Annotated in this window: 24 protein-coding genes; 15 read left to right on the top strand and 9 right to left on the bottom strand. The window is 71.7% G+C overall.

From position 1 onward, the window contains the following. Window positions 1-102 precede the first annotated feature (102 nt). The 3 genes from AB0G59_RS19185 to AB0G59_RS19175 are packed head-to-tail and all read left to right on the top strand — an operon-like array spanning window position 103 to window position 1462. Entirely contained in the window at window positions 103-237 is a 135-nt protein-coding gene (locus AB0G59_RS19185; protein ID WP_360913036.1) for an SPW_0924 family protein, read from the top strand. Window positions 238-251: 14 nt separating this feature from the next. After that, the gene (locus AB0G59_RS19180) at window positions 252-1274 is read left to right on the top strand and encodes a DUF3068 domain-containing protein (RefSeq protein WP_360913034.1); all 1023 of its coding nucleotides are present in this window, start codon (window positions 252-254) and stop codon (window positions 1272-1274) included. Next, window positions 1271-1462, top strand: a complete 192-nt coding sequence (locus AB0G59_RS19175; RefSeq protein WP_360913032.1) for a hypothetical protein — start codon at window positions 1271-1273, stop codon at window positions 1460-1462. The genes AB0G59_RS19180 and AB0G59_RS19175 overlap by 4 nt, the downstream gene beginning before the upstream one ends. 60 nt (window positions 1463-1522) lie before the next feature. On the opposite strand, the gene hrpB is transcribed toward AB0G59_RS19175, so the two are convergent. Next, window positions 1523-4108 (bottom strand): ATP-dependent helicase HrpB, encoded by a 2586-nt coding sequence (gene hrpB / locus AB0G59_RS19170; protein WP_360913030.1) that lies wholly within the window; start codon window positions 4106-4108, stop codon window positions 1523-1525. A 45-nt stretch (window positions 4109-4153) separates the two neighbouring features. After that, window positions 4154-4957 carry a class I SAM-dependent methyltransferase gene (locus AB0G59_RS19165; protein WP_360913028.1) on the bottom strand — a complete coding sequence of 268 codons (804 nt, stop codon included), beginning with the start codon at window positions 4955-4957 and terminating at the stop codon, window positions 4154-4156. A gap of 500 nt (window positions 4958-5457) precedes the next feature. Between AB0G59_RS19165 and rpsA the strand changes: the two genes are divergently transcribed. The 8 genes from rpsA (at window position 5458) to AB0G59_RS19125 (ending at window position 11436) form a co-directional block, all read left to right on the top strand. After that, a complete protein-coding gene (gene rpsA / locus AB0G59_RS19160) occupies window positions 5458-6963 on the top strand; it encodes a 30S ribosomal protein S1 (protein ID WP_360913027.1) in 1506 nt (501 codons plus the stop codon). A gap of 175 nt (window positions 6964-7138) precedes the next feature. Continuing rightward, window positions 7139-8083 carry a PAC2 family protein gene (locus AB0G59_RS19155; RefSeq protein ID WP_360913025.1) on the top strand — a complete coding sequence of 315 codons (945 nt, stop codon included), beginning with the start codon at window positions 7139-7141 and terminating at the stop codon, window positions 8081-8083. A 25-nt stretch (window positions 8084-8108) separates the two neighbouring features. Further along, the gene (gene coaE / locus AB0G59_RS19150; RefSeq protein ID WP_360913023.1) at window positions 8109-8702 is read left to right on the top strand and encodes a dephospho-CoA kinase; all 594 of its coding nucleotides are present in this window, start codon (window positions 8109-8111) and stop codon (window positions 8700-8702) included. A gap of 101 nt (window positions 8703-8803) precedes the next feature. Next, window positions 8804-9175 (top strand): tetratricopeptide repeat protein, encoded by a 372-nt coding sequence (locus AB0G59_RS19145; RefSeq protein WP_360913021.1) that lies wholly within the window; start codon window positions 8804-8806, stop codon window positions 9173-9175. 257 nt (window positions 9176-9432) lie between these two features. Continuing rightward, window positions 9433-10023: a hypothetical protein gene (locus tag AB0G59_RS19140; RefSeq protein WP_360913019.1), complete on the top strand. Its 591-nt coding sequence runs from the start codon at window positions 9433-9435 to the stop codon at window positions 10021-10023. Between the two features lie 35 nt (window positions 10024-10058). After that, window positions 10059-10373: a type VII secretion target gene (locus AB0G59_RS19135; RefSeq protein WP_360913017.1), complete on the top strand. Its 315-nt coding sequence runs from the start codon at window positions 10059-10061 to the stop codon at window positions 10371-10373. A 6-nt stretch (window positions 10374-10379) separates the two neighbouring features. Next, the gene (locus AB0G59_RS19130) at window positions 10380-11114 is read left to right on the top strand and encodes a hypothetical protein (RefSeq protein WP_360913015.1); all 735 of its coding nucleotides are present in this window, start codon (window positions 10380-10382) and stop codon (window positions 11112-11114) included. Between the two features lie 13 nt (window positions 11115-11127). After that, entirely contained in the window at window positions 11128-11436 is a 309-nt protein-coding gene (locus AB0G59_RS19125; RefSeq protein WP_360913013.1) for a hypothetical protein, read from the top strand. Between the two features lie 36 nt (window positions 11437-11472). Here AB0G59_RS19125 and AB0G59_RS19120 read toward each other — a convergent pair whose 3' ends face one another. From AB0G59_RS19120 to AB0G59_RS19105, 4 genes are all read right to left on the bottom strand, one after another. Then, complete coding sequence (locus tag AB0G59_RS19120; protein WP_360913011.1) at window positions 11473-11745, bottom strand: DUF6343 family protein; 273 nt, start codon at window positions 11743-11745, stop codon at window positions 11473-11475. A 58-nt stretch (window positions 11746-11803) separates the two neighbouring features. Then, entirely contained in the window at window positions 11804-13234 is a 1431-nt protein-coding gene (locus tag AB0G59_RS19115; RefSeq protein WP_360913009.1) for a WGR domain-containing protein, read from the bottom strand. A gap of 101 nt (window positions 13235-13335) precedes the next feature. Then, window positions 13336-13908 carry a methylated-DNA--[protein]-cysteine S-methyltransferase gene (locus AB0G59_RS19110; RefSeq protein ID WP_360913007.1) on the bottom strand — a complete coding sequence of 191 codons (573 nt, stop codon included), beginning with the start codon at window positions 13906-13908 and terminating at the stop codon, window positions 13336-13338. Window positions 13909-13952: 44 nt separating this feature from the next. Next, complete coding sequence (locus AB0G59_RS19105; RefSeq protein ID WP_360913005.1) at window positions 13953-14945, bottom strand: glycerophosphodiester phosphodiesterase family protein; 993 nt, start codon at window positions 14943-14945, stop codon at window positions 13953-13955. Between the two features lie 231 nt (window positions 14946-15176). Between AB0G59_RS19105 and uvrB the strand changes: the two genes are divergently transcribed. From uvrB to AB0G59_RS19085, 4 genes are all read left to right on the top strand, one after another. After that, window positions 15177-17318 carry an excinuclease ABC subunit UvrB gene (gene uvrB / locus AB0G59_RS19100; protein ID WP_360913003.1) on the top strand — a complete coding sequence of 714 codons (2142 nt, stop codon included), beginning with the start codon at window positions 15177-15179 and terminating at the stop codon, window positions 17316-17318. 205 nt (window positions 17319-17523) lie between these two features. Beyond that, window positions 17524-18102 (top strand): TerD family protein, encoded by a 579-nt coding sequence (locus AB0G59_RS19095; protein WP_071961667.1) that lies wholly within the window; start codon window positions 17524-17526, stop codon window positions 18100-18102. A 128-nt stretch (window positions 18103-18230) separates the two neighbouring features. After that, the gene (locus AB0G59_RS19090) at window positions 18231-20189 is read left to right on the top strand and encodes a TerD family protein (RefSeq protein WP_360913001.1); all 1959 of its coding nucleotides are present in this window, start codon (window positions 18231-18233) and stop codon (window positions 20187-20189) included. Window positions 20190-20301: 112 nt separating this feature from the next. Next, on the top strand, window positions 20302-21321 hold the full coding sequence (locus tag AB0G59_RS19085; protein WP_360912999.1) for a TerC family protein: 1020 nt from the start codon (window positions 20302-20304) through the stop codon (window positions 21319-21321). A gap of 21 nt (window positions 21322-21342) precedes the next feature. Here the strand turns inward: AB0G59_RS19085 and AB0G59_RS19080 are convergent, their stop codons facing one another. The 3 genes from AB0G59_RS19080 to AB0G59_RS19070 form a co-directional block, all read right to left on the bottom strand. Continuing rightward, window positions 21343-22650, bottom strand: coding sequence for an MFS transporter (locus tag AB0G59_RS19080; RefSeq protein WP_360912997.1), 1308 nt, complete (start codon window positions 22648-22650; stop codon window positions 21343-21345). Window positions 22651-22775: 125 nt separating this feature from the next. Next, entirely contained in the window at window positions 22776-23432 is a 657-nt protein-coding gene (locus AB0G59_RS19075; RefSeq protein ID WP_360912995.1) for an MBL fold metallo-hydrolase, read from the bottom strand. Between the two features lie 10 nt (window positions 23433-23442). Further along, window positions 23443-24129 (bottom strand): maleylpyruvate isomerase family mycothiol-dependent enzyme, encoded by a 687-nt coding sequence (locus AB0G59_RS19070; RefSeq protein WP_360912993.1) that lies wholly within the window; start codon window positions 24127-24129, stop codon window positions 23443-23445. Window positions 24130-24303: the final 174 nt, after the last annotated feature.

The raw sequence follows: 24303 nt of genomic DNA, 5'->3' as shown, positions 1-24303 counted from the left end.
CGGTTGTGGTCGGCGGTGTGGTTCTCATCCGCGGTGTGCGTTGCTACCGTGCCCATTCCTGACGCCTCGTCACATCCGGGGAACGCTGCCAGGAGGCTACGCATGCGCGCACTGGCCGCCGCGGCCATCGGACTGGCCGCGGCCCTCGCCCTGGTCCTCACCGTCACGGCCATCGGCCCGCCCGAAGGCGAGACCTCGCCCGAGCCCCTGCTGTCCACCGCCCCCGCACACCCGTAGCCGGGAGGCCCCTCATGCGCCGCAGAGCGAGCCTGGTGCTGCTGGCCCTCGCGGTGTTCTTCACCGCCCTGTCGCCACTGCTGCGCTGGTACGCCTTCCCCCGCCTGGCCAAGGTCCCCGCCGGCCGCTACCAGACGGCCGTCCTGGAGGCGAAGGACGCCACCCTCATCGACTACGCCACGCTCACCCCGAAGAAGGTCTCCCGCCTCACCATGGTGCAGACCCTCAAGGGCAACGTGGAGCAGGCCCGCAAGGTCAAGACCGCGACCGGCCGCGACGTCGTCGTCTGGGACGGCCTCTCCTACGCCGCCGGCCCCGACGGCGCCATGATCTCGCGGATACCCGAGCGCTACGTCTTCGACGCCCACAGCCAGCAGCCCGTTCACGCGGGCGGCGAACACGTCGACGGCACCCCGGTGCGCCGCGACGGCATCCAGTACAAGTGGCCCTTCCTCGTCGAAAAGCGCGACTACCGCTACTTCGACCTGATGACCCGCACCTCCGCGCCCATCCACTACAAGGGCACCCGCACCTTCCACGGCCTGAAGGTCTACTACTTCGAGCAGACCATCCCCTGGACCAAGGTCCCCCTGCCCCGCACCCTGCCGCTGGGCATCACCCCCGACACCGTCCGCCAGCTCGGCCTGGAGCGCTGGTACGCCACCCGGCGCATGTTCTGGGTCGACCCCACCACCGGCGCGCCCGTCAACGGCGAGGAGGACCACCGCGAGGAGATGCGCTGGACCGGCCGGCCGGACAAGAAGCCGATCACCGCCTTCGCCGGCCATGTGAAGATGCGGCCCGACTACGTCGAGGACACGGTCGCGCTGGTGAAGTCGCAGCGCCAGCTGGTCCTGCTGCTCACCGCCTACCTCCCCTGGGGCTTCGTGACGCTCGGCGGCGCGCTGCTGTCCCTCTCCCTCGTCCTCGAGGCCCGAGATCGTCGTGCGCTCGCCGCGAACGTGGCACACGATGGAGGGAAACCCGAACGGCCGACCCCCGACGAGGGGTCGCTGAGCAGAGGAGGCTCGCCGTGAAGGAGAGTCCCGAGGACGCGTCCACCACGTCCCGGCCGCGCCGGCTGTACACCGGTGGCGAGCGGCCCTTCGACCCCGAAGACCTGGTCATGGCCTCCGGTCGCGACGTGACACCGGAACGGATCGAGAGGGCCAAGCGCCTGATGGAGGAGGAGGGGGCCGCGGCGGTCGAGCGCTACCTCCCCTGACAGGGCAGGACACCGCCACCCGGGCGCGCACGCCGCACCCGCGCGCCCGGGGCGCACGTCCTACGGGCGGCGTGCGTTGGTGCGCCGCGTCGCCACGGCCGTGGACGGATCCTCGGGCCAGGGGTGCTTGGGGTAGCGGCCGCGCAGCTCGGCCCGCACGGAGCGGTAGCCGTCCTGCCAGAACGACGCCAGATCCGCCGTGACCGCCGCGGGCCTGCCCGCCGGCGACAGCAGGTGGACGAGCACGGGAACCCGGCCGCCCGCCAGGCGCGGCGTCTGCCGCAGCCCGAAGAGCTCCTGCAGCTTGACGGCCAGAACGGGCTGCTCACCGGCGTAGTCCACCCGGATCCGGGAGCCGCTCGGCACCTCCAGACGCTCCGGCGCCAGCTCCTCCAGACGCGCCGCGTCCCCGCTCGCCCACGGAAGCAGCCGCTCCAGGGCCGTACCGGCGTTCACCCGCTCCAGGTCGGCGCGCCTGCGCGCCCGGTCCAGCTCCAGGCCCAGCCACTCGTCCGTACGCGCCAGCAGCGCCTCGTCCGACACCTGTGGCCACGGCTCGCCCAGCTCCCGGTGCAAGAACGCCAGACGCTGCCGCAGCCCCTCGGCCTCCGCACTCCAGCGCAGCAGACCGAGCCCCTCGCGCCGCAGCCCCTCCAGCAGTGCCGTACGCACCAGCGCCCGGTCCGGCGAGGTCAGCGTGCTCGTGGCCAGCTCCACCGCCCCCAGCCGCGTCACCCGGCGCGCCACGACATCGCGCCGCTCCTCCGACCAGCGCACCTCCTCGCCCTCGGCGAACAGCGCCCCGGCCGCGGCCCGCGCCGTGCCCTCGTCGATCACCGCGCCCAGCCGCACCCGCGCCGACGCGGCCGCCACCGGCCGGTCCGCCACGGCGACCGCCAGCCACCGCGCACTGCGCAGCCGCGAGCCCTCGCCCAGCTCGGCGCCCGTCCCCGACACCATCAGATACGAGCCCTCCCCGCGCGAGCGCGCCACCCGCTCGGGGAACGCCAGCGCCGCGATCAGCCCGGCGACGGCGTCGTCGGCCTGTGCGGCCCCGGTGCGGTCATGGCCTTCACCCGTCGCCCCGTCCGAACCGTCGCCCGCGACGCCCCGCACCGCGCTCTCCAGGCGGCGGGCCTCGGTGCGCCAGCGCGCCGCGTAGGCGTCGCCGCCGCGCCGGGCAGCCCTCCAGGCGGCGGCCAGGTCGTCGCCGTACTCCCGGGGCGGTTCCTCGCTGAGCAGCGCCACGACCTCGGCCGCGCGGCGCGCGCCGACCTCGTGCGCTCCGTCCAGGAGGGCGCGCGCCAGACGGGGGTGCACCCCCAGCCGGGCCATGCGCCGGCCCCGGTCCGTGGGGCGCCCGTCCGGGCCGGTCGCGCCCGTGGCCGCCAGCACCGCACGGGCCGCGGCCAGCGCGCCGGCAGGCGGGGCGTCGAGCAGCGCGAGACCGGACGCGTCGGGATCGCCCCAGCAGGCCGCCTGCAGGGCGAACGCCGTCAGGTCCGCGACCGTGATCTCCGCGGCGGGGAACGCCGGCAGCCGCACCTCGTCGGCCTCCGACCAACAGCGGAACACCACTCCCGGCGCCTCACGGCCCGCACGCCCCGCACGCTGGCGGGCCGCGGCCCGCGACGCCCGTACGGTCGTGAGCGCGCTCAGCCCCCGGGCGTGGTCCATGCGCGGCTCCCGGGCCAGGCCCGCGTCCACCACGATCCGCACCCCCGGCACCGTCAGGCTCGACTCCGCCACCGACGTCGCCAGCACCACCCGCCGCGCACCGCCGCCACCGGCGAGCACCGCGTCCTGCACGGCCGCCGGCGCCCTGCCGTGCACCTGCAGCACCTCGGCGCCGCCCAGCGCCCCGGGCCCGCCCAGCAGGCCCGCCACCCGCCCGATCTCGCCCACACCGGGCAGGAAGCACAGCACGTCGCCGTCGCGCTCGCGCAGCGCCCGCCGCACCACCGCGGCCACGTGCTCCAGCAGCACGGGGTCCACGCGCATCCCGTGCGGCGGCCGCACCGCCCGCTCCGGCGGCGCCCACACCACGTCCACCGGGTGCGAGACGCCCTGCGCCCGCACCACGGGCGCGCCGCCCAGCAGCCGCGCCCAGCCCTCGGCGTCCGTGGTGGCCGAGGCGGCCACCAGCCGCAGCTCGGGGCGCAGGGCGGCGCGTACGTCCAGCAGGAACGCCGCGGCCGTGTCGGCGTCCAGATGCCGCTCGTGGCACTCGTCGAGCACCACGACGTCGACTCCGGCCAGCTCAGGATCGCGCTGCAGGCGCTGCAGCAGCACACCGGTCGTGACCACCTCGACCACGGTCGCGGGCCCCGCCCGGCGCTCCCCGCGCACGGTGAAGCCCACCCGGCCGGTGGCGCCGCCCACCTCCTCGCCCAGCAGCCACGCCATGCGGCGGGCCGCGGCCCGTGCCGCGATCCGGCGCGGCTCGGCGACCACCACACGGCGTACGGGCGCGGGGCCCCCATCGCCGGCCGCCACGAGCCCGGCGAGGACCAGCGGCACCAGGGTCGTCTTGCCCGTGCCGGGCGGCGCGCACAGGACGGCGGCGCCGCTGTCGTCCAGCGCACGGGTGAGCGCGGGCAGGGCGGTGCGTACGGGCAGGTGGTCGAGGGCCTCGGTGCGGATCACGGGATCAAGTCTCGCCGAGGCCCGGCGCGGCCCCGCGGCCCGGTGTCAGTCGCGCTCGCAGACGAAGATCGCCGTGCCGGGGATCAGATGGCCGCGCAGGGGGGACCAGCCGCCCCACTCCTGGGTGTTCCAGGCCGGCCATTCCGGTTCGACCAGGTCGACCAGGCGGAAGCCGGCGGCGACCACGTCGCGCACCCGGTCGCCGAGCGTGCGGTGGTGCTCCACATAGACGGCCCGGCCGTTCTCGTCCTGCTCCACATAAGGGGTGCGGTCGAAGTAGGAGGCGGCGACGGACAGACCCTCCGGGCCGGGCTCGTCGGGGAAGGCCCAGCGGATGGGGTGCGTGACGGAGAAGACCCAGCGGCCGCCGGGCCGCAGCACCCTGCGCACCTCGCGCATCACCTGTACCGGATCGGCGACGAACGGCACCGCTCCGTAGGCGGAGCAGGCCAGGTCGAAGGAGCCGTCCGCGAAGGGCAGCGCGCCGGCGTCGGCCTCGACCAGGGGGAAGTCCGCGCCGATCCGCAGGGCGTGCTGCAGCTGCCGGTGGGAGAGGTCCAGGGCCACGGGGCGGGCGCCCTGGGCGGCCAGCCAGCGCGCGCACTGGGCCGCGCCCGCGCCGATCTCCAGGACGGCCAGGCCCCTGAGGCCGCTCGCCGGGCCCAGCAGCGCGGCCTCCGCCTCGTCCAGGCCCTCGGGCCCCCAGACGAAGCGGTCGTCGCCGAGGAAGCCGCCGTGCTCGCTCTGGTACTCGTCGGCGTTGCGGTCCCACCAGCCGCGGCTGGCCCGGCTGCTCTCCGTCCCGCCGCTCTCACGGCGGGTCGCTTCCGGCTCGTACTCTTGGGTCATCTCGACGGTCGCGCCCTCGGCCAGGGAACCGCGGTGAGCGGTTCTTGATCTTGAATAGGTCTTTCGATCTTTACAGGTCCCCTCCGGAGCGTGTCGCCGCGGGGTCCGGCGGCGCTCGGCCGGGATTTCGCCGGGGTCCTTCCGGGGGCCCGGGCGTGGCGCTACGGGGTGTCGCGGGGCCCTCGTGGCCTCGCACAACCTGAGTTGTGCCGGATTTCGGGTATTTCATCCCGGGTGTGCGCCTTCGCGCATTGACCGTGTCCGGCTGCCCCCGTATGCTACAAGTTGCGCTGCGAGCCTGCGCGCCTCAGACGGAGCAGGTCGCGCTCGCACTTGTTGTATGTCCCCTCGGTTGTCGAGGCGCTTCCGGTTTTCTATCGGGTCTTCGGACTCGTTACGGAAACTGCGCCTCCAAGGCTGTCCGGCTTCGGCGGTGCGATACCGGCCCACGGCGTAGCAGTACCTACGACTTCAATGTCCGTACCGGAGCCCTTTCCCACATGACGAGCAGCACCGAGACCACCGCCACCACCCCGCAGGTTGCGGTCAACGACATCGGTAACGAGGAAGCCTTCCTCGCCGCGATCGACGAGACGATCAAGTACTTCAACGACGGCGACATCGTCGACGGCGTCATCGTGAAGGTCGACCGGGACGAGGTCCTGCTCGACATCGGTTACAAGACCGAGGGTGTGATCCCCTCCCGCGAGCTCTCGATCAAGCACGACGTCGACCCGAACGAGGTCGTCAAGGTCGGCGACGAGATCGAGGCCCTGGTTCTCCAGAAGGAGGACAAGGAAGGTCGCCTGATCCTCTCGAAGAAGCGCGCCCAGTACGAGCGCGCCTGGGGCACCATCGAGAAGATCAAGGAAGAGGACGGGATCGTCACCGGTACCGTCATCGAGGTCGTCAAGGGTGGTCTCATCCTCGACATCGGCCTCCGTGGCTTCCTCCCGGCCTCCCTGGTCGAGATGCGCCGCGTCCGCGACCTCCAGCCCTACGTGGGCAAGGAGCTCGAGGCCAAGATCATCGAGCTGGACAAGAACCGCAACAACGTGGTCCTGTCCCGCCGTGCCTGGCTGGAGCAGACCCAGAGCGAGGTCCGCCAGACCTTCCTCACCACCCTCCAGAAGGGTCAGGTGCGCTCCGGCGTCGTCTCCTCCATCGTCAACTTCGGTGCCTTCGTGGACCTGGGTGGCGTCGACGGTCTCGTCCACGTCTCCGAGCTCTCCTGGAAGCACATCGACCACCCGTCCGAGGTTGTCGAGGTCGGCCAGGAAGTCACCGTCGAGGTCCTCGACGTCGACATGGACCGCGAGCGCGTCTCCCTGTCGCTCAAGGCCACCCAGGAAGACCCGTGGCAGCAGTTCGCCCGGACCCACCAGATCGGTCAGGTCGTCCCGGGTAAGGTCACCAAGCTCGTTCCCTTCGGTGCGTTCGTGCGCGTCGACGAGGGCATCGAGGGCCTGGTCCACATCTCCGAGCTGGCCGAGCGCCACGTGGAGATCCCGGAGCAGGTCGTCCAGGTCAACGACGAGATCTTCGTCAAGGTCATCGACATCGACCTCGAGCGTCGTCGCATCAGCCTCTCGCTGAAGCAGGCCAACGAGTCCTTCGGTGCCGACCCGTCCGTGGTCGAGTTCGACCCGACCCTGTACGGCATGGCCGCGTCCTACGACGACCAGGGCAACTACATCTACCCCGAGGGCTTCGACCCCGAGGCCAACGACTGGCTCGAGGGCTACGAGAAGCAGCGCGAGGAGTGGGAGCGCCAGTACGCCGAGGCGCAGCAGCGCTTCGAGCAGCACCAGGCGCAGGTCATCAAGTCCCGCGAGGCCGACGAGCAGGCCGCTGCCGAGGGCGCTGCCGCTCCGGCCGCCGCCTCGGGTGCCGGCACCGTCTCCGGCGGTTCGTACTCCTCGGAGTCGGCCGACCAGTCCGGCGCCCTGGCGTCGGACGAGGCGCTCGCCGCGCTCCGCGAGAAGCTCGCCGGCGGCCAGAGCTGAGGCTCTGACCGGCAGCAGCTGACAGCTGACTGAAGTAAGGCCCGCTCTCCTTGGAGAGCGGGCCTTACTCATGCCCGCGTGACCCCCGCATTGATCCTCTTGACCGCCCGCACGGGGAATGCCCGCGCCCTTCAAGGGCGTTCTTCCGTACGGAACATGAGGAGGAACGGTCACTGTGTTGGATCCGCAGGGTTTGTACGAATGGGAGCCCAAGGGGCTCGCCGTAGCCGACCTGGCCCTGGCCCAGGACACGGCCGGGCTGGTCATGCTCTACCACTTCGACGGCTACATCGACGCCGGTGAGACGGGCGACCAGATCGTCAAACGGCTGCTGGACGGCCTGCCGCACCAGGTCGTGGCCCGCTTCGACCACGACCGGCTCATCGACTACCGGGCGCGCCGCCCCCTGCTGACCTTCGAGCGCGACCGCTGGAGCGCGTACGAGGTCCCCAGGATCGAGCTCCGTCTGGTGCAGGACACGACGGGCGCCCCCTTCCTCCTGCTCACCGGCCCCGAGCCGGACGTGGAGTGGGAGCGCTTCGCGGTTGCCGTGCGAGAGCTGGTGGAGCGCCTCGGCGTACGCCTGTCCGTCAACTTCCACGGCATCCCCATGGGCGTCCCCCACACCCGCCCCGTCGGCATCACCCCGCACGGCAACCGCACCGACCTGATGCCGGGCCATCGCAGCTACTTCGACGAGGCCCAGGTGCCCGGCAGCGCCGAGTCGCTCATCGAGTACCGCCTGGCCGAGGCCGGCCACGATGTTCTGGGCGTCGCCGCCCACGTCCCCCACTACGTCGCCCGCTCCCCCTACCCGGACGCGGCACTGACGGCACTGGAAGCGGTCACCGCCGCGACGGGCCTCGTCCTGCCGAACGCCGCGCACGCCCTGCGCACCGAGGCGCTGCGGACCCAGGAGGAGATCGAGCGTCAGCTCGCCGAGGGCGACGAGGAGCTCGTGGCGCTCGTACGGGGCCTCGAGCACCAGTACGACGCGGTGGCCGGTGCCGAGATCCGCGGCAACCTCGTCGCCGAGCCCGTCGACCTGCCCTCCGCCGATGAACTGGGCGCGGAATTCGAGCGTTTCCTCGCCGACAGGGAGGGCGACGGCGGTCGCTGACCGCCGGCCCTATAGCGTGGGGCCCATGCTGAAGGTGGGCCTCACCGGCGGAATCGGCGCCGGCAAGAGCGAGGTGTCGCGGCTCCTCGTCTCCTACGGAGCGGTGCTCGTCGACTCCGACAAGATCGCACGGGAAGTGGTGGCGCCGGGCACGCCCGGACTGGCGGCGGTGGTCGCCGAGTTCGGCCCCGGGGTCCTCACCTCCGAGGGCGCGCTCGACCGTCCCAAGCTCGGCGCGATCGTCTTCGCCGACACGGACCGGCTCGCCGCCCTCAACGCCATCGTGCACCCCCTGGTGCGGGCCCGCTCCGCCGAGCTGGAATCCGCGGCGGGCCCGGACGCCGTCGTCGTCCATGACGTCCCCCTGCTCGCCGAGAACGCGCTGGCGCCCCTGTACGACCTCGTCCTGGTCGTGGACGCCTCCACCGAGACCCGCCTCGACCGGCTGGTGCGCATGCGCGGCATGACCCCCGACGAGGCCCGCGCCCGCATGGCGGCCCAGGCCACCCGCGAGCAGCGGCTGGCCGTCGCCGACCTGGTCATCGACAACGACGGCCCGCTGGAGGAGCTGGAGCCCAGGGTCCGGGCGGTGTGGGAGGAACTGCGGAATAGGTCGTAGCGCGCAGACGTTGTGGCGCAGTGCTGCTGCGTGCTGTAGCGAGGCTGCGGCCGGCTCTGCAGTGTGTGCTGTAGTGGATTCTGCGGTGAAAGGACACGGACGTGACCGAGCGGACGACGCCTGAGACCCACGTGATCGACTTCCGGGCTGCCGAGCACCTGCTGGACGCCGGTGACCCGCGCGGCGCCATCAAGCTGCTCGACTCCGTCATCTCCGTCCACCCCGAGAACACCGCGGCCCGTCTGCTGCGCGCCCGCGCCTTCTTCGCGAGCGCGCAACTCCGCCCCGCCGAGCTCGAATTCCAGCTCGTCCTCGAACGCGAGCCGGACAACGCCTTCGCCCACTTCGCCCTGGCCCGTACCCTCCAACGCGCCGCCCGCCCCACCGAAGCCCTCCGCCACTTCCGCCTCGCCGCGGCCCTGGACCCCCGCCCGGACTTCGTGGCGGCGGCCCGGTTCGGGGAGAGGGGCTGAGCTCGGACCGATCCCGGCTCGGGCAGGGGTGCGGTGTGCGGCCGGTGGACTGATCGGTTCGTCCTATCGGGTGAGGGGTGTGAGGGGCTCCTTTGCCGCGTGCTGCCTCTGGAGAAACGCTGCATACAGGTGTTTTGGGGCTGAGGGTCCTGTGCGGGGCGGGGTCGCAGGGGGAGCGGTGTGCGCTTGCCCCGCTCGTCCGTGCATAGCGTGGCCGTCTCGATCTTGCTTGTCGGGCCGCCCCCAGGAGACCGTCCATGGCCATGCCGGAACTGCTCGGTGTCAGCCCCGTCGCGCCCCCGTCCGGGCCCCGGTACAAGGCCCGGGCCCTGGGCGGGAGCTGGGTGCTCCTCGGCCTGTTGTCAGCCGCCCTCTCGGTCGCGCAGGCGGAGAAAGCCGCAGGGTACGTGACCGACAAGGGCACCCTGACCGTGGAGCGCTGCTGGGTGCGCACCACGCATGCGCGGCACGGTGACGGCGACCGGGACGTGTGCGTCGGCCTCTACCGGGCGGAGAACGGGCGGACCGTACGCGACGATGCCGAGCTCAAGGGCTTCTACGTGCCAGGTGAGCGAGTACGGGTGTACCGCGAGGACTCCGAGTACTACGTCATCGGCTGGCGTGTGTTCTGGATCTGGCTGGCCTGCGCCTTCGGCGGGGCTCTTCTTGTCTGCCTGGGGATGGTGACCGCCATCGTCGGGATTCATGCGAAAACGCTGCAGGAACTCGATGCAGTCAAGTCATTGCTGCGTATGCAGCCGGCGGTCGCGGACTGTCTCAGGTGGCTGCGGAGGGTAGGGCTCGCGGGCCTGGTGCTGTGCGTCGTACTGGCGCTCATTTCTCACTGATGGATCGGCATGCTTCGCGCCGGGAGGGTGATCGGATGGAACTGCGGGTTGACTCAGGACAGTTGGAAGCCTTCGCGCGTCAGATCTACCGGGGTGCCGAAGACTCACGGGAAGTGCTGAACTATGCCGGGAAGTTCACGCGCATCACCGCCCGGCAGAATGGGCTCTTCGCCTTTGCCGTCGATGGTCACGACGGATTACGCCACGAGGTACTGCAGGCTCTGAAGCATCTCTCCGGCATCCTGACGGAGTCCTCACAAGAGCTGCGTGCCGCTGCCACTTACTACCGCCGCACCGATCACGCTGTGGCCGCTTCCCTGGACGCCGGGTACGCGCGGGAGAGGCGCTGACCTGCCGTGCAATTCACCGATGTGGTGCAGCCTACGGAGTATCTCGTTCCGCCGCGGAAGCCGGAGGAGTTCACCGATCCGCTGCTGTCGGTCAACGCGGTCTGTGATTTCTTGAGTCCGGGTGGGTGGTTTCTCAAGCTGGCCGAGCTGATGCTGCCGAGGAACCCCGTCGAATGGGCCCAGGAGCAGCTGGCCGGAGACTGGGCGGCCTACGCCAAATGCGCCGAGTCGTGGCAGCGCATGGGCCAGGCATGCGGCGCTGTGGCGCGCAACGTCGAGTCCGGCGGCAGAGGCATCGCCAGGACGTGGGACGGCAACGCCGCCGAAGCCGCACTCCTCTACTTCGACGCCTTGCGGAAGAACCTCGAGGACGTGCGGGAAGCGCTGGACAGGATGGGCGACGAGTACCGCGCCGTCGCGCAGTCGATCTCGCTTACCGGTCAGGCGATCGGAGGATGCATCAGCGCGATGGTCGATGCCCTGGTGACCATGTCCATCACGGCAGCGGCTACCGCAGCGCTCGGCTGGACCGGGTGCGCCGCAGCGATGGGCTACGCCATCGGGGCGATGGAAGCCCAGGTCATTCTCAAGGAGTGGCAGCGGATGACCCGGCTCATCAGCGCCGCCCAGCTGGCCGTGAACAGCGGTTACGCGGTCATGGGACATATCGGCGGCGAAGTCATGGCGAAACTCAACGCGTTTCCACTGCCACGGGCGGGCTATGACCACCCGGCGGTCTGAGACAGGAGGGCGCATGCCTGAACAAGAGGTGGGGTTCGAAGAGTTCCTGGCTCCGGGCAGGGACCGCGAGCAGGCCCGAGTCGTCCACAAGGCCCTGCAGCATCTGGCCGCCGGCGGGGCGGGCGACGTCCTCCAGGAGATGGCGCGTGACGTCCTCTCCGGCCGGGTCGGCCTGCGCGAGGCCGTGCGGGTGGGGGCTTACGCGGACGCGCTGGGCGAGCACGCCCACGTGGCGCACAAGGCGTGGGAGGGCATGCCCGAAGAGGAACGCCGACGCTGCCTGGCGGACGCCCGTAGCTCCCTGGACGCCGAGGAGTCCTGAGCGGGGCCCGCCGGCTTGCCGCCCAGACCCCAGGCCCTACCGCTCGGGCTTCTTGTCCTTGACCGGCTCGTACGGCGGGACGTCCCGCCCCGGCTGGTAGTGCGGGCCCTGCCGGATGTGCCGGATCACGAGGGCCAGGTCGGTGGCCGCCACCGCTGCCAGCACCCCGCAGGCGATCGCCCACCCCGGGTGGCCGGCGGCCGTGAAGAGGAGGGTTCCGGCCAGGGCCCAGACGAGGCCGAAGGAGGCCAGGGCGCAGCGCAGCCGTAGGGGGCTGCGGGCGGTGATCGGTTCGTTGCCCGTACGCATGGCGCACCATCTCCTCCTCCCAGGATCCACCCTTCCCGGGGGAGGGGGCTGGCCCGGTTCAGAGCAGGCGCTGGATCTCGCCGCGGACGCGGTAGAAGCCGGACGCGGCGGGGGAGAGAGCCTCGACGACGTAGCGGGCGCCGGGCTGGCGTATGTGGCGGGGGAACTGGACGTTCCAGGTGGGGTCGTAGCCGCCCGAGACGACGTGGACGCGGAGGCGGCCGGCTTCCTGGACGCATTCGACCACGATGCCCGAGGCGGGCGGGGTGGCGACCGTCCGGACGGTGGCGGACGGGGCGTACGTGGGCAGGGCGGCGGCGGACTTGACGTCCAGGGGGACGGGGACGGTGCCGGACTGGGCGGCGGTGATGGCGGCCTCCGTGGCGTCGACGCAGACCAGGGAGCCGTCCGTGGTGACCATGTACAGCTTCTCGCCGAGGTACTGCATGGACAGGGCCGAGCCGCCGCCCGTGCCCAGCTTCCACAGGCGGGTGCCGTCGGCGGCGAAGCAGTAGACGGAGGAGGCGGAGTCGCCGGCGAAGACGTAGCGGCCGCCCGGGGCGGTGGCGCAGGAGTAGACGGCGGCGTCGCAGCGGTACGTCGCCTCGACGGCGCCACTGGCCTTGGACAGGCGCTGGACGACGTTGTGGTGGGTGCCGGCGTAGACGGAGTGGTCCTCCTGCCAGCCGAAGAGCACGGAGCCGTTGGTCGGGGTGTGCCACAGCTCGCGGCCGCCGTCCTGGGCGTAGGCCGTCACGCCGCGCCCGTGGCCGTGGTAGACGGCGCGTTCGTCCCGGCGCACCATCCAGGCGTGGTTTCCGGTGCTCTTGCGCGACCACTGGTACTCGTCCTCGTGGTCGATGACGGTCAGGCCGCCGTCGCGGTCGGCCACGTTGAGGATGCCCTCGTGGATGTCGAGCCAGAAGATGTCGACGTCGGAGGCGATCTCGTAGGCGGCGAACGGCAGCTTGCTGGAGAGGTCGTAGACGGTGCCGTCGTCGCAGCCCGCGTAGATCCAGAAGTCGTCGGCCACCAGGCACTTCACGCCGTCCGGCAGCTGGTAGCGGGCCAGTACCTCGCCGTCGTGGCCGAGGGTGTAGACGTCGCCGGACTGATTGCCGACCCAGCAGCGGTCCTCGCCGATGTGGATGCCGAACGCGGCCGCTCCCGTGCGGAACCGCCACAGCACCGGTGCCACGGCCCGGGCGGTGGAGGGCGCGGAGGCGACCTGGCGGCGCGTCACCGCGCGGGCCGCGCGGCCGCCCCGCACGGCGGGCGCGTAGCCCTTGCGGACCTTCTCGCCCACCTTCTTGGCGGCGGCGGCCCGTGCCTTCTCCACGGTCGGGAACGCGGACGTCTGGACCTGCCCGGCCGCGCCGATCCGTCCGTAGCGCACCGTCACCGTCGTGCCGTCGACGGCGACTTCGTAGAACTTGTGCGCCCCGCCGCCGTCCTGGGACAGCTCCAGATACGTGGTGTCCGACGACATGGCAATGCCCCTCTCCCCGCCGGTCGCGGCGACCGGTCTGCAGTGAGGGGAACGCTAGGACGTGCCACTGACAATCAGCTCCGGCCCAGGCGCCGGAGCCGTCAGAACAGCGGTTGCGGAAGGACGCCTTCGAGTGCCAGGAGGGTGCGCTTGGCCTCCAGGCCGGGGCCGAAGCCGCCCAGGCCGCCGTTGCTCTCGACGACCCGGTGGCAGGGCACGACGACGGGCAGCGGATTGCTGCCCATGGCCGCGCCCACGGCCCGGGCGGCACCGGGCTCGCCCACCCGGTCGGCCAGGTCCTGGTAGGCGACCAGGGTGCCGTAGGGGACGTGGTCGAGGAGCTCGCGGAGAGTGCGGCGGTTGAAGCCGGAGGTCAGGGACCAGTCCAACGGCAGGGTGAAGGTGTGCAGACGGCCGTCGAAATAGGCCCGCAGCTGCGCCGTCGCCTCGGCCAGGACGTCGTGGCAGGGGGAGGGCGGGGCGGCGGGGGCGGAGCCCAGGACGCCGGTCAGCCGGTCGACGCAGCGGGCGGCGAGAGGGGCGTCGGCGTGGAAGACGACGTTGAGCAGGCCGTCCGCGGTCGCGGCCAGTCCCAGGGGGCCCACGGGCGTATCGATCGTCGTCCAGGCCCACGCCCGGGGGGTGGCCGGCAGGGGGCGCTCGGATTCCGTCACGTCATCCAGCGTAGAGCGTCCCCTGCCGGTGTCTCCGGGGCGGTTCAGAGGGTGGAGTCCAGGACCGCGGCCGCCTCGGTCAGGCCGGGGAAGCCGGACAGCTCGGAGGGGTCCGACAGGAACGTCGGGTCGCCGGCGTCCTCGGCCAGCGCGTCGGCGACGACGTGGGGGGCGTTGCTGATGATGCCGTCCACGCCCATGTGGGCCAGGGAGACCGCCCGGTCGCCGTCGTCGACGGTCCATGCCGAGACCTCCAGACGCCGTCCGTGCGGGCCCTTGAGCGCGTGCACGGAGCGTACCCAGGCGGCGGTGACGCTCTTGTGGTTCGGGTTGATCTGGTCGGCGAAGGCGGCGTACGTGCGGAGCTCGGCGGGCTTCGGGGCGCCCAGGAAGCCCTTCTTGATGTCCGGGCGGAGCTTGTGGAGCGTCTTCAGGGACGAGGCGTCGAAGCTCTGGACGACGAGTCGGCTCTTGACGTGCCGGCTGTCCAGCCAGCCCGCCCGCCGCAGCTCCGCCACCATCTGCCGCTCGATGCCCGGGTACAGCTCCGGGGCCTTGACCTCCAGCAGCAGCTTCTGGCCGTTGCGGTCGACCCGCTGCAGATAGCGGCCGAGGGTGGGCACCCGCTCGCCGGCGAAGCGCCGGCCGTACCAGCTGCCCGCGTCCAGCTTCTCGATCTCGGCGAGCGTGAAGTCCGCGATCTTCCAGGGCGCGCGCCGCGGATACCGGCGCTTGACGTCGGTGGTGCGCTCCAGGGTGGTGTCGTGCATGACGACCAGGGCGCCGTCCTTGGTGCGCTGGACGTCGTTCTCCACCCACTCGACGCCCAGCCGGGCCGCTCTGTCGATCGAGGCCAGGGTGTTCTCCGGCGCCTGGACCGGCACCCCCCGGTGCCCGATGGCCACCGGTACGGCCGGATCGCCGGCCGTGGCGTGCGCGGGAGTGGCGACGAGGCCGACCGTGGACGCGGAGGCGAGCGTCGTGAGGGACAGGCCGAGAAGTGCGCTGGTCACGGCGGAGACGGTGCGGATGCGCATAAGGGCTCCTCGCGGCGTCCGGGCCCGGGCCGGCGGCGCCCCGGGCCTCGTGTACGGAAAGTCGTACGGCGTGCACGGAAAGTCGTACACGAAACTCCTACTGGGCCGCGACGGGCGGGGCACCCGCAGACGGCACCCTTTGCCGACTTTTCGCCGGGCGTTCGCCCCGGAAAACAGGGGCGGAACCCCAGGGGCGAGGCCGTTGTCAGTGGTGGGCCGTACGGTGGTCTCATGCGGCCCGTATCCAAGATCGAACGCAAGGTGGCGCCCTTCGAGGTCGTCAGCTCCTACCAGCCCAGCGGCGACCAGCCCACGGCCATCGCCGAGCTCGAGCAGCGCATCCGGGCGGGGGAGAAGGACGTCGTCCTGCTCGGTGCCACCGGCACCGGAAAGTCGGCGACCACCGCGTGGATGATCGAGAAGCTCCAGCGGCCGACGCTCGTCATGGCGCCCAACAAGACGCTCGCGGCCCAGCTGGCCAACGAGTTCCGCGAGCTCCTGCCCAACAACGCGGTCGAGTACTTCGTCTCGTACTACGACTACTACCAGCCCGAGGCGTACGTCCCGCAGTCGGACACGTACATCGAGAAGGACTCCTCGATCAACGAAGAGGTCGAGCGGCTGCGCCACTCGGCGACGAACTCGCTGCTCACCCGGCGCGACGTCGTCGTGGTGGCGTCCGTGTCCTGCATCTACGGCCTGGGCACGCCGCAGGAGTACGTGGACCGCATGGTGCCGCTCAAGGTCGGTCAGGAGATCGACCGGGACCAGCTGCTGCGCCGCTTCGTGGAGATCCAGTACACGCGCAACGACATGGCCTTCACCCGGGGCACGTTCCGCGTGCGCGGCGACACCATCGAGATCTTCCCGGTCTACGAGGAGCTGGCCGTCCGCATCGAGATGTTCGGCGACGAGATCGAGGCGCTGTCCACGCTCCACCCGCTCACCGGTGAGGTCATCTCCGACGACCAGGAGCTGTACGTCTTCCCCGCCAGCCACTACATCGCCGGTGCCGAGCGCATGGAGAAGGCCATCGCGGGGATCGAGGCCGAGCTGGAGGAGACCCTCGCCCGCATGGAGAAGCAGGGCAAGCTCCTGGAGGCGCAGCGGCTGCGCATGCGGACGACCTACGACATCGAGATGATGCGTCAGGTCGGTTCCTGCTCCGGCATCGAGAACTACTCGCTGCACATGGACGACCGTGAGCCGGGCTCCCCGCCGAACACCCTCCTCGACTACTTCCCCGAGGACTTCCTCCTCGTCATCGACGAGTCGCACGTCACCGTCCCCCAGATCGGCGCCATGTACGAGGGCGACGCCTCGCGCAAGCGCACCCTCGTCGAGCACGGCTTCCGCCTGCCGTCGGCCATGGACAACCGCCCGCTGAAGTGGGAGGAGTTCACCGAGCGCATCGGCCAGACCGTCTACCTCTCCGCGACGCCCGGCAAGTACGAGCTCTCGCGCGGCGACGGCTTCGTGGAGCAGATCATCCGTCCCACCGGCCTGGTCGACCCCGAGGTCGTCGTCAAGCCGACCGAGGGCCAGATCGACGACCTGGTGCACGAGATCCGCACCCGGACCGAGCGCGACGAGCGCGTCCTGGTCACCACGCTGACCAAGAAGATGGCCGAGGACCTCACGGACTACTTCCTGGAGCTGGGCATCCAGGTGCGCTATCTGCACAGCGACGTCGACACGCTGCGCCGCGTCGAGCTGCTGCGCGAGCTGCGGGCCGGCGAGTACGACGTCCTGGTGGGCATCAACCTGCTCCGTGAGGGCCTCGACCTCCCCGAGGTGTCCCTGGTGGCCATCCTGGACGCCGACAAGGAGGGCTTCCTGCGATCCGGGACGTCCCTGATCCAGACCATCGGCCGCGCGGCGCGCAATGTCTCCGGCCAGGTGCACATGTACGCCGACAAGATCACTCCCGCGATGGAGAAGGCCATCGAGGAGACCAACCGCCGCCGCGAGAAGCAGATCGCGTACAACACGGAGCGGGGGATCGACCCCCAGCCGCTCCGCAAGAAGATCGGCGACATCGTCGCCACGCTCGCCCGCGAGGAGATCGACACCCAGGAACTCCTGGGTTCGGGCTTCCGCCAGACCGGCAAGGACAAGGGCAAGGCCCCCGTGCCCACGGTGGCGTCCGGCGCGGGCGCCAAGGGCAAGGCGAAGGCCAAGGGCAAGGCGAAGGAAGCGGTGGTCGCGACGGACCGGCCTGCCGCGGAACTGGCGCAGCTCATCGAGGAGATGACCGACCGCATGCGGGCCGCGGCCGCGGAGCTGCAGTTCGAGGTCGCGGCGCGGCTGCGCGACGAGGTGGGCGAGCTGAAGAAGGAGCTGCGGCAGATGCGGGAGGCGGGCCTGGCCTGACGGCCGGGCGGTTGGGCCCGCACGCGGGACGTGCGGGGCGAAGGGGGTGGGCGGGGCAGGGTACGCGACGGTGAGCGGGCATGTTGCAAGACCGCCACAAACCCCCCTCGGGTGAGTACCCGCTCCCCGGCAGTGCATAGGGTCGTTCAAGGAGGCCACGCGCACGCGTGGCCGCGGGGACGAACGAACGAGAGAGGGACTGCGCGTGACGGTCAACTTGTCCAAGGGCCAGGGCATCAGCCTGCAGAAGGCCGACGGGGGCACCCTGACCGCGGTGCGGATGGGGCTGGGCTGGCAGGCGGCCCCTCGCCGCGGGCTGTTCGGGACGCGGACGAAGGAGATCGACCTCGACGCCTCGGCGGTGCTCTTCGCCGACAAGCAGCCGGTCGACGTGGCCTTCTTCCAGCAGCTGGTGAGCAAGGACGGCTCGGTGCGCCACACCGGCGACAACCTGGTCGGCGGCGCGGGCCAGGGCGGTGACGACGAGTCGATCCTCGTCGACCTGCAGCGCGTGCCCGTGCACGTCAACCAGATCGTCTTCACGGTGAACTCCTTCACCGGCCAGACGTTCGCCGAGGTGCGCAACGCCTTCTGCCGCCTGGTCGACGAGGGCACGGGCCAGGAGCTGGCCCGCTACACCCTGGACGGCGGCGGCCCGTACACCGCGCAGATCATGGCGAAGGTGCACCGGGTCGGCAACGGCTGGCAGATGACGGCGATCGGCACGCCGGCCAACGGCCGCACCTTCCAGGACCTGCTGTCGGAGATCCAGGCCACCCTGTAGCCGAGCGGTCCCGGCTCCGGCCAGGGCGACAGCGGTACGGACCCAAGAGCAGTACGAGCCGGGCCCGGCGGAGCGGCATCCGCCGGGCCCGCGGCACAGTGAGCCGACATGACAAGGGGGAAGCGGCGATGACGGCCGAGCTGGTGCGGGGGCAGAACCACCCGCTGTCCGGTACCCGACTGGAGATCCGGGTCTCGGCGGGCCGACCGGTGGTGGCGGGCGCGACGCTCGGCGACGCGGACGGCAGGGTCCCCGGCGCCGAGTGGGTCGCGCACCCCGCCTCGCCGCGGCTCCCGGGCCTGGAGGTGTCCCGGCAGGCCGCCGCCGAGCACCGGCTGGCCGTCGACCTGGAGGCCCTCCCCGAGGGCGCCCACCGGGTCAACGTGCTGCTCGCCCTGCCGTCCGGCGCGGGCACTGCGGCGCGCTTCGGCGCGATGGCGGCCCCGTTCCTCGCGGTCACTGGCGTCGACGGCGAGGAGGTCGTCAGCTACACCATCACCGACCTGGGCGCCGAGTCGGCGGTGGTCGCCCTGGAGCTGTACCGCCGGCAGGGCGCGTGGAAGGTGCGCGCCGTCGGCCAGGGGTACGCGGACGGCCTGGCCGCGATGCTGCACGACCAGGGGCTGCCCGGTGCGGTCGAGATGGCGGCGAGCATCGAGGAGGCCGTCGCCCGGGGCATGGCCCAGGCGGTCGCCGTGCCGCCCGCGCAGCGCGCCGGGGGCGAGAGCGCGGCCCGCCGGGGCGGCGCGGCGGCGGACGCCCATACGGTGGCGGGTCCGGCCGGCCACGGCCAGGACGCCGCGCAGGGGCCCGTGCCGGGCGACTCCGTGGCGGCCGCGTCGCAGCCCTCTGCCGGTGACGGCCCGATCAGCTACCGGCACCCCGGCCGGCGGACCTCCACGCCTCCCGACCCGGCCCCCGTCGCCGCGCCCGCCGAGCCCGGGCAGCCGCCCCGGCCGGTCGCGGGCGACGCCACGGGCTGGACGATGGACGAGCGGCTCTACAACCAGGTCTGGGGCATGTTCGAGGACCTGGCCCGGACGACCGCCGCCTACCGCAGTGCGGTCGACTTCGCGGAGTCGCGCCTGGAGCAGGAGCTGGACCGGGTGCTGTCCGACCCGGCCACCCGCGTCGGCCCCGCCGCCGACGCGGTCCGCCAGGAGGCGCGGGCCAAGCAGGCGCAGCTGGTGGACCAGGCGCGGGCCGCGCTCGACCGGGACCTGACCCAGCTCGCCGCCGAGGCCGAGGTCGTCGAGCACGCCCTGCCGCCCGCCTTCGCGCGCTGGGACAGCCCCGTCTGGCAGGGCTACCAGGTGCCGCTGGAGAGGCCCATGGCGCTGCGGCTGGGAGACCTGCATCTGCCGGAGCGCAAGGACCTGCGCATCCCCATGCTGGTGCGGCTGCCGCTGGAGCGCGGGCTGTGGGTCGACGCGGGGCGCTCCCAGGGCGGTGTCGAGGCCGGTCTGCTGGATTCGTCCGAGGTGCGCAGGCTCGCGATGGACTGCGCGGTCGCCCACGCCGTGCGGCTCCTGGCCGTCCACCCCGTGGGCGACTACTCGGTGCACGTCATCGACCCCGCCGGCACGGCCGGGGCCGCGCTGGCCCCGCTGCTGGAGTACGGGGCGCTGCGCGAGCCGCCGGCGGCCGGGGCGCGCGGGGTCACCGAGGTGCTGGCGCGGCTGACGCGGCGCGTGGACCTGGTGCAGATGGCGGTCCGCAGCGGTGCGCTGGACTCGCTTCCGGCGGACCTCGACACCTCCGAGCAGCTGCTGATCGTCAACGACTTCCCGCACGGCTTCGACGACCGCGCCGTCACGCAGCTGCGCTACCTGGCGGACGAGGGGCCGTCCGTGGGCGTGCACCTGCTGATGGTCGCCGACCGGGAGGACGCACGGGCCTACGGGCCGGTCCTGGACCCGCTGTGGCGCTCCTTGCTGCGGATCACGCCGGTGCCCGACGACCACCTCGCCGACCCGTGGGTGGGGCACGCGTGGACGTACGAGCCCCCGTCGGTGCCCGTGGGCAGCGATGTGGTGCGGCAGGTGCTGTGGCAGGTCGGCCAGGTGCGGAAGGCGTACGGCATCTGACGCGACGACACGCCGTCTGAACTGGGGTTTTGGGTTTCTCTTTACTGTTCCTTGGGTTTTCCTGTACTGTTCTGAGGACTGCCGTACGCCCGTACGACGTACCGGAGGAACAGTGGACGTCTCCCTGACCCTGTGGGTCCTGACCATCCTCGGTCTGTGCGCCCTCGTGGCCGCCGACTTCTTCATCGGGGGCCGCAAGCCGCACGAGGTCTCCCTCAAGGAGGCCGGTATCTGGACGGCGGTCTGGGTCGCCCTGGCCGGGCTCTTCGGGCTGGGGCTCCTGGTCTTCGGCGGCGGACAGCCGGCCGGCGAGTTCTTCGCGGGCTTCATCACCGAGAAGTCGCTGAGCGTCGACAACCTCTTCGTGTTCGTCCTGATCATGGCGAAGTTCGCGGTGCCGTCGGTGTACCAGCAGCGGGTGCTCATGGTCGGCGTGCTCATAGCCCTGGTCCTGCGGGCCGGCTTCATCGGCGCGGGCGCGGCGATCATCGCCAACTTCTCCTGGGTCTTCTACATCTTCGGCGCCTTCCTCGTCTGGACGGCGTGGAAGCTCATCCAGGAGGCGCGGGCGGACGAGGAGGAAGAGGAGTTCGAGGAGAACCGCTTTCTCAAGCTGGTGGAGCGGCGCTTCCCCTCCACCGACCGCTACCACGGCACCAAGCTGTTCATCACCGAGAACGGCAAGCGGCTGATGACCCCGATGCTGATCGTCATGCTGGCGATCGGCACCACGGACGTGCTGTTCGCGCTCGACTCCATACCGGCGATCTTCGGCCTCACCCAGGACCCGTACATCGTCTTCACCGCCAACGCCTTCGCGCTCATGGGCCTGCGGCAGCTGTACTTCCTCATCGGCGGCCTGCTGAAGAAGCTGGTCCACCTCTCGTACGGCCTGTCGGTCATCCTCGGCTTCATCGGCGTCAAGCTCGTCCTGCACGCCCTGCACGAGAACGGCGTCGCGGTCCCCGAGATCAGCATCCCGGTCTCGCTCGGCGTCATCTGCGCGGTGCTGGTCGTCACGACCGTCACCAGCCTGCGGGCCTCCGCCAAGCAGGCGCGGGCCGAGGCGGCCGAGGCGGCCGTCGCGGAGGCCGGTGCGGTGGAGGGTGAGCGGGAGAGCGCCCGCGTCTGACGGGCGGGCGCTCCCTCCGGCTCAGGCGGGTGCCGCGTCGGGGGCCGCCGCCACCGCGACCCTGGGGCGGGTCTCGGGAAGCAGCAGGAAGCACGCCAGGCTGACCAGGGCGATGCCGGTCAGATAGACGGCGACGCCCCAGGGCGGCCCGTCGCCCCGGGCCGAGGCGGTCGCGACCAGCGGGGTGAGGGCGCCGCCCAGCACCCCCGCCAGGTTGTAGCCGACGGCCGCTCCCGTGCAGCGCACCCTGGCGTCGTAGAGCTCGGGCAGATAGGCGCCGACGACGCCGAACGCGGTCATGAAGGACAGCATCGCGACGACGAAGCCCAGCACCATCAGGGCGGGCCGGCCGGTGCGCAACAGACCGATCAGCGGAAACATCCACAGCGCGACGGCGGTGCAGCCGACCAGGCACATCGGGCGGCGCCCGAAGCGGTCGCCCAGCACGGCGGCCAGGGGAGCGGCCGCGCCCGAGACGGCCACCGCCACCATGATGCAGCCGAGCATGACCGTGCGGTCGATGCCGAGCTGTTCGGTGCCGTAGGCCAGGGACCAGGTGGTGACCGTGTAGAAGACGGAGTAGCCCATGGACAGTCCGCCGGCGGTGAGCAGGACGAGCCGCCAGTGACCGCGTACGACCTCGGCGAAGGGCCGCGAGGAGCGGGTGTCGTTCGCGGTCAGTGCGCGGAAGTCCGGTGTCTCGGTGAGCTGGGCGCGCAGCAGGAGTCCGACGGCCGCCAGGACGCCCGCCGCCCAGAACGGTACGCGCCAGCCCCAGGACAGGAACTGGGCGTCGGTGAGGGTGGTCGACAGGGTCAGGGTGATGCCGTTGGCGAGCAGGAAGCCCAGGGTCGGGCCGATCTGGGGGATGCTCGCCCACAGTGCGCGGCGGTGGGCGGGTGCGTGCTCGGCCGTCAGCAGGACGGCGCCGCCCCACTCGCCGCCCACCCCCAGGCCCTGCAGGAAGCGCAGGAGGAGCAGCAGGACGGGGGCGGCAATGCCGATGTCCTTGTAGGTGGGCACGAGGCCGACCGTGACGGTCGCGATGCCCGTCAGCAGCAGGGAGGAGATGAGCACCGGGCGGCGGCCGAGCCGGTCGCCGATGTGGCCGAAGAGCACGGATCCCAGCGGGCGGGCGATGAAGCCGACGCCGAAGGTGCCGAAGGCGGCCAGGGTGCCGAGGAGGGGGGAGACGGTGGGGAAGAACAGCGGGCCCAGGACGAGGGCGGCCGCGGTGCCGTAGGCGAAGAAGTCGTAGAACTCGATGGCGGTGCCGGCCATGGAGGCGGCCGCCAGGCGGAACATGGCCGGGGAACGGTCACGATGCATGTACTGCCCAACTTCCGGGTGGCCCACAGGAAACGGGGCGCTCGGAAGTGCTGCCGGGGGCGCAAAGGAATCGCGCCTTCCGCCTGCTGTGCGGAAGGCGCGCTACCCCTTGTCGTGCCGGGAGGTCACCAGCCGCGCTCGCGCCACTCCGCGAGGTGCGGGCGCTCGGTGCCCAGGGTGGTGTCGTTGCCGTGGCCCGGGTAGACCCAGGTCTCGTCCGGCAGCGTGCCGAAGATCTTGGTCTCGACGTCGTCGATGAGGCTGACGAAGGCCTTGGGGTCGTCGTGGGTGTTGCCGACGCCGCCGGGGAAGAGGCAGTCGCCGGTGAAGACGTGGGCGTGGCCGTGCGGGTCGTCGTAGACGAGCGCGATGCTGCCCGGGGTGTGGCCGACCAGGTGGCGGGCCGTCAGCTCCACCCGGCCGACGCGGATGATGTCGCCGTCGTCGACGAGCACGTCCGTGGGCACCGGGATGCCGTCGGCGTCCTCGCGGCCCGCGTAGGTGCGGGCGCCGGTGGCGTCCACCACCTCGCGCAGCGCGCCCCAGTGGTCGGGGTGCTGATGGGTGGTCACCACGGAGGTGATGCCGCTGTCGCCGACCAGGGTGAGCAGCGTGTGCGGCTCGGCGGCGGCGTCGATCAGCAGCTGCTCGTCCGTGGTCCGGCAACGCAGCAGATACGCGTTGTTGTTCATCGGACCGACCGCGACCTTCGAGATCATCAGATCGGCCAACTCGTGTACGTCCGCAGGTCCGCCGACCTCTACCGCTCCGCTGTACGTCATGGGGATCACCCTATAGCGGGGGTAGAACGGGGAGCGGAGCGCCACCCGTTTCGAGTTCCGGGCCGCCCTGCCGGCCGGCGAGCCAGCACATCAGGGCGGCGGCGGTGCCGGTGACGGTCAGGGGCTCGCCCTCCGTGCGGCCGGTGCTCCAGGTGCCGCCGTCGGTCGCGGTGAGCCGGAGGGCGGGGACGTCGGGGTGGCCGGAGAAGCGTTCGGTGAGGAACTCGATCTCGCGGGCGGTGAATTCGGCGGGCAGGTCCGCCGGCTCGTAGCCGATGCCGAGGTCGACGTGGTGCAGTTCCACCTCGACGAGGCGGCGGAAGGGGACGCGGGCGGCGAGGTCGGTCACGCCGTTGCGCAGGGTGACCGTGCGGGTCCAGTCGGCGGGCGCGTCGGTGGCCTGCTGGAAGCGGGCGGCGCTTTCGCGCAGGTCGGCGAGGTGTGCGTCGAGCGGGCGGGAGGCGTCGCGCTCGATGTCGGCGTCGCGGGCCTCGGCGCTCGCGTACATGGGGCGGCCCTCGAGCACGTTCACGAGGGCGTCCGCGTTGCGGGCGAGGTGGGCCAGGAGGTGGCCGCGGGTCCAGCCGGGAAGCCGTGACGGCCCGGCGACCGCCGCGTTGTCCAGTTCGCCGACCGCGTCGAGCAGCCGGTCGGTCGCCTCACGTACCGCGGTCAGGTCGTGCACATGATCAATCATGCCGCCGACGATAGTCCGGTGACTCCTTCGGGTGAAGGAGGTGGATCCCGCCCGTAAATCGAATGTGCGTGCTATATGGTCGGGAGGGTCATCGCTTACTGCATCCGTGTGAACCGGGCTTTGTCAGAGGCCCCCCGTACTCTGGATCGAGGGGCACGGCGCACCCCGCAGCTC

The sequence above is a fragment of the Streptomyces sp. NPDC021096 genome, from assembly GCF_040641275.1.
Taxonomy (GTDB): Bacteria; Actinomycetota; Actinomycetes; order Streptomycetales; family Streptomycetaceae; genus Streptomyces.
Note: the sequence above shows the minus strand (reverse complement) of the source record. Positions and strands in the feature narration are given on the sequence as shown.

What these genes read in the sequence shown, in the direction of transcription:
- AB0G59_RS19185 (WP_360913036.1), top strand. Translation starts at nt 103, where the DNA reads ATGCGCGCACTGGCCGCCGCGGCCATCGGACTGGCCGCGGCCCTCGCC.
- AB0G59_RS19125 (WP_360913013.1), top strand. Translation starts at nt 11,128, where the DNA reads ATGCCTGAACAAGAGGTGGGGTTCGAAGAGTTCCTGGCTCCGGGCAGG.
- rpsA (WP_360913027.1), top strand. Translation starts at nt 5,458, where the DNA reads ATGACGAGCAGCACCGAGACCACCGCCACCACCCCGCAGGTTGCGGTC.
- AB0G59_RS19140 (WP_360913019.1), top strand. Translation starts at nt 9,433, where the DNA reads ATGGCCATGCCGGAACTGCTCGGTGTCAGCCCCGTCGCGCCCCCGTCC.
- AB0G59_RS19105 (WP_360913005.1), bottom strand. Translation starts at nt 14,945, where the DNA reads ATGCGCATCCGCACCGTCTCCGCCGTGACCAGCGCACTTCTCGGCCTG.
- AB0G59_RS19115 (WP_360913009.1), bottom strand. Translation starts at nt 13,234, where the DNA reads ATGTCGTCGGACACCACGTATCTGGAGCTGTCCCAGGACGGCGGCGGG.
- AB0G59_RS19080 (WP_360912997.1), bottom strand. Translation starts at nt 22,650, where the DNA reads ATGCATCGTGACCGTTCCCCGGCCATGTTCCGCCTGGCGGCCGCCTCC.
- AB0G59_RS19180 (WP_360913034.1), top strand. Translation starts at nt 252, where the DNA reads ATGCGCCGCAGAGCGAGCCTGGTGCTGCTGGCCCTCGCGGTGTTCTTC.
- coaE (WP_360913023.1), top strand. Translation starts at nt 8,109, where the DNA reads ATGCTGAAGGTGGGCCTCACCGGCGGAATCGGCGCCGGCAAGAGCGAG.
- AB0G59_RS19165 (WP_360913028.1), bottom strand. Translation starts at nt 4,957, where the DNA reads ATGACCCAAGAGTACGAGCCGGAAGCGACCCGCCGTGAGAGCGGCGGG.
- AB0G59_RS19090 (WP_360913001.1), top strand. Translation starts at nt 18,231, where the DNA reads ATGACGGCCGAGCTGGTGCGGGGGCAGAACCACCCGCTGTCCGGTACC.
- AB0G59_RS19070 (WP_360912993.1), bottom strand. Translation starts at nt 24,129, where the DNA reads ATGATTGATCATGTGCACGACCTGACCGCGGTACGTGAGGCGACCGAC.
- AB0G59_RS19075 (WP_360912995.1), bottom strand. Translation starts at nt 23,432, where the DNA reads ATGACGTACAGCGGAGCGGTAGAGGTCGGCGGACCTGCGGACGTACAC.
- AB0G59_RS19135 (WP_360913017.1), top strand. Translation starts at nt 10,059, where the DNA reads ATGGAACTGCGGGTTGACTCAGGACAGTTGGAAGCCTTCGCGCGTCAG.
- uvrB (WP_360913003.1), top strand. Translation starts at nt 15,177, where the DNA reads ATGCGGCCCGTATCCAAGATCGAACGCAAGGTGGCGCCCTTCGAGGTC.
- AB0G59_RS19120 (WP_360913011.1), bottom strand. Translation starts at nt 11,745, where the DNA reads ATGCGTACGGGCAACGAACCGATCACCGCCCGCAGCCCCCTACGGCTG.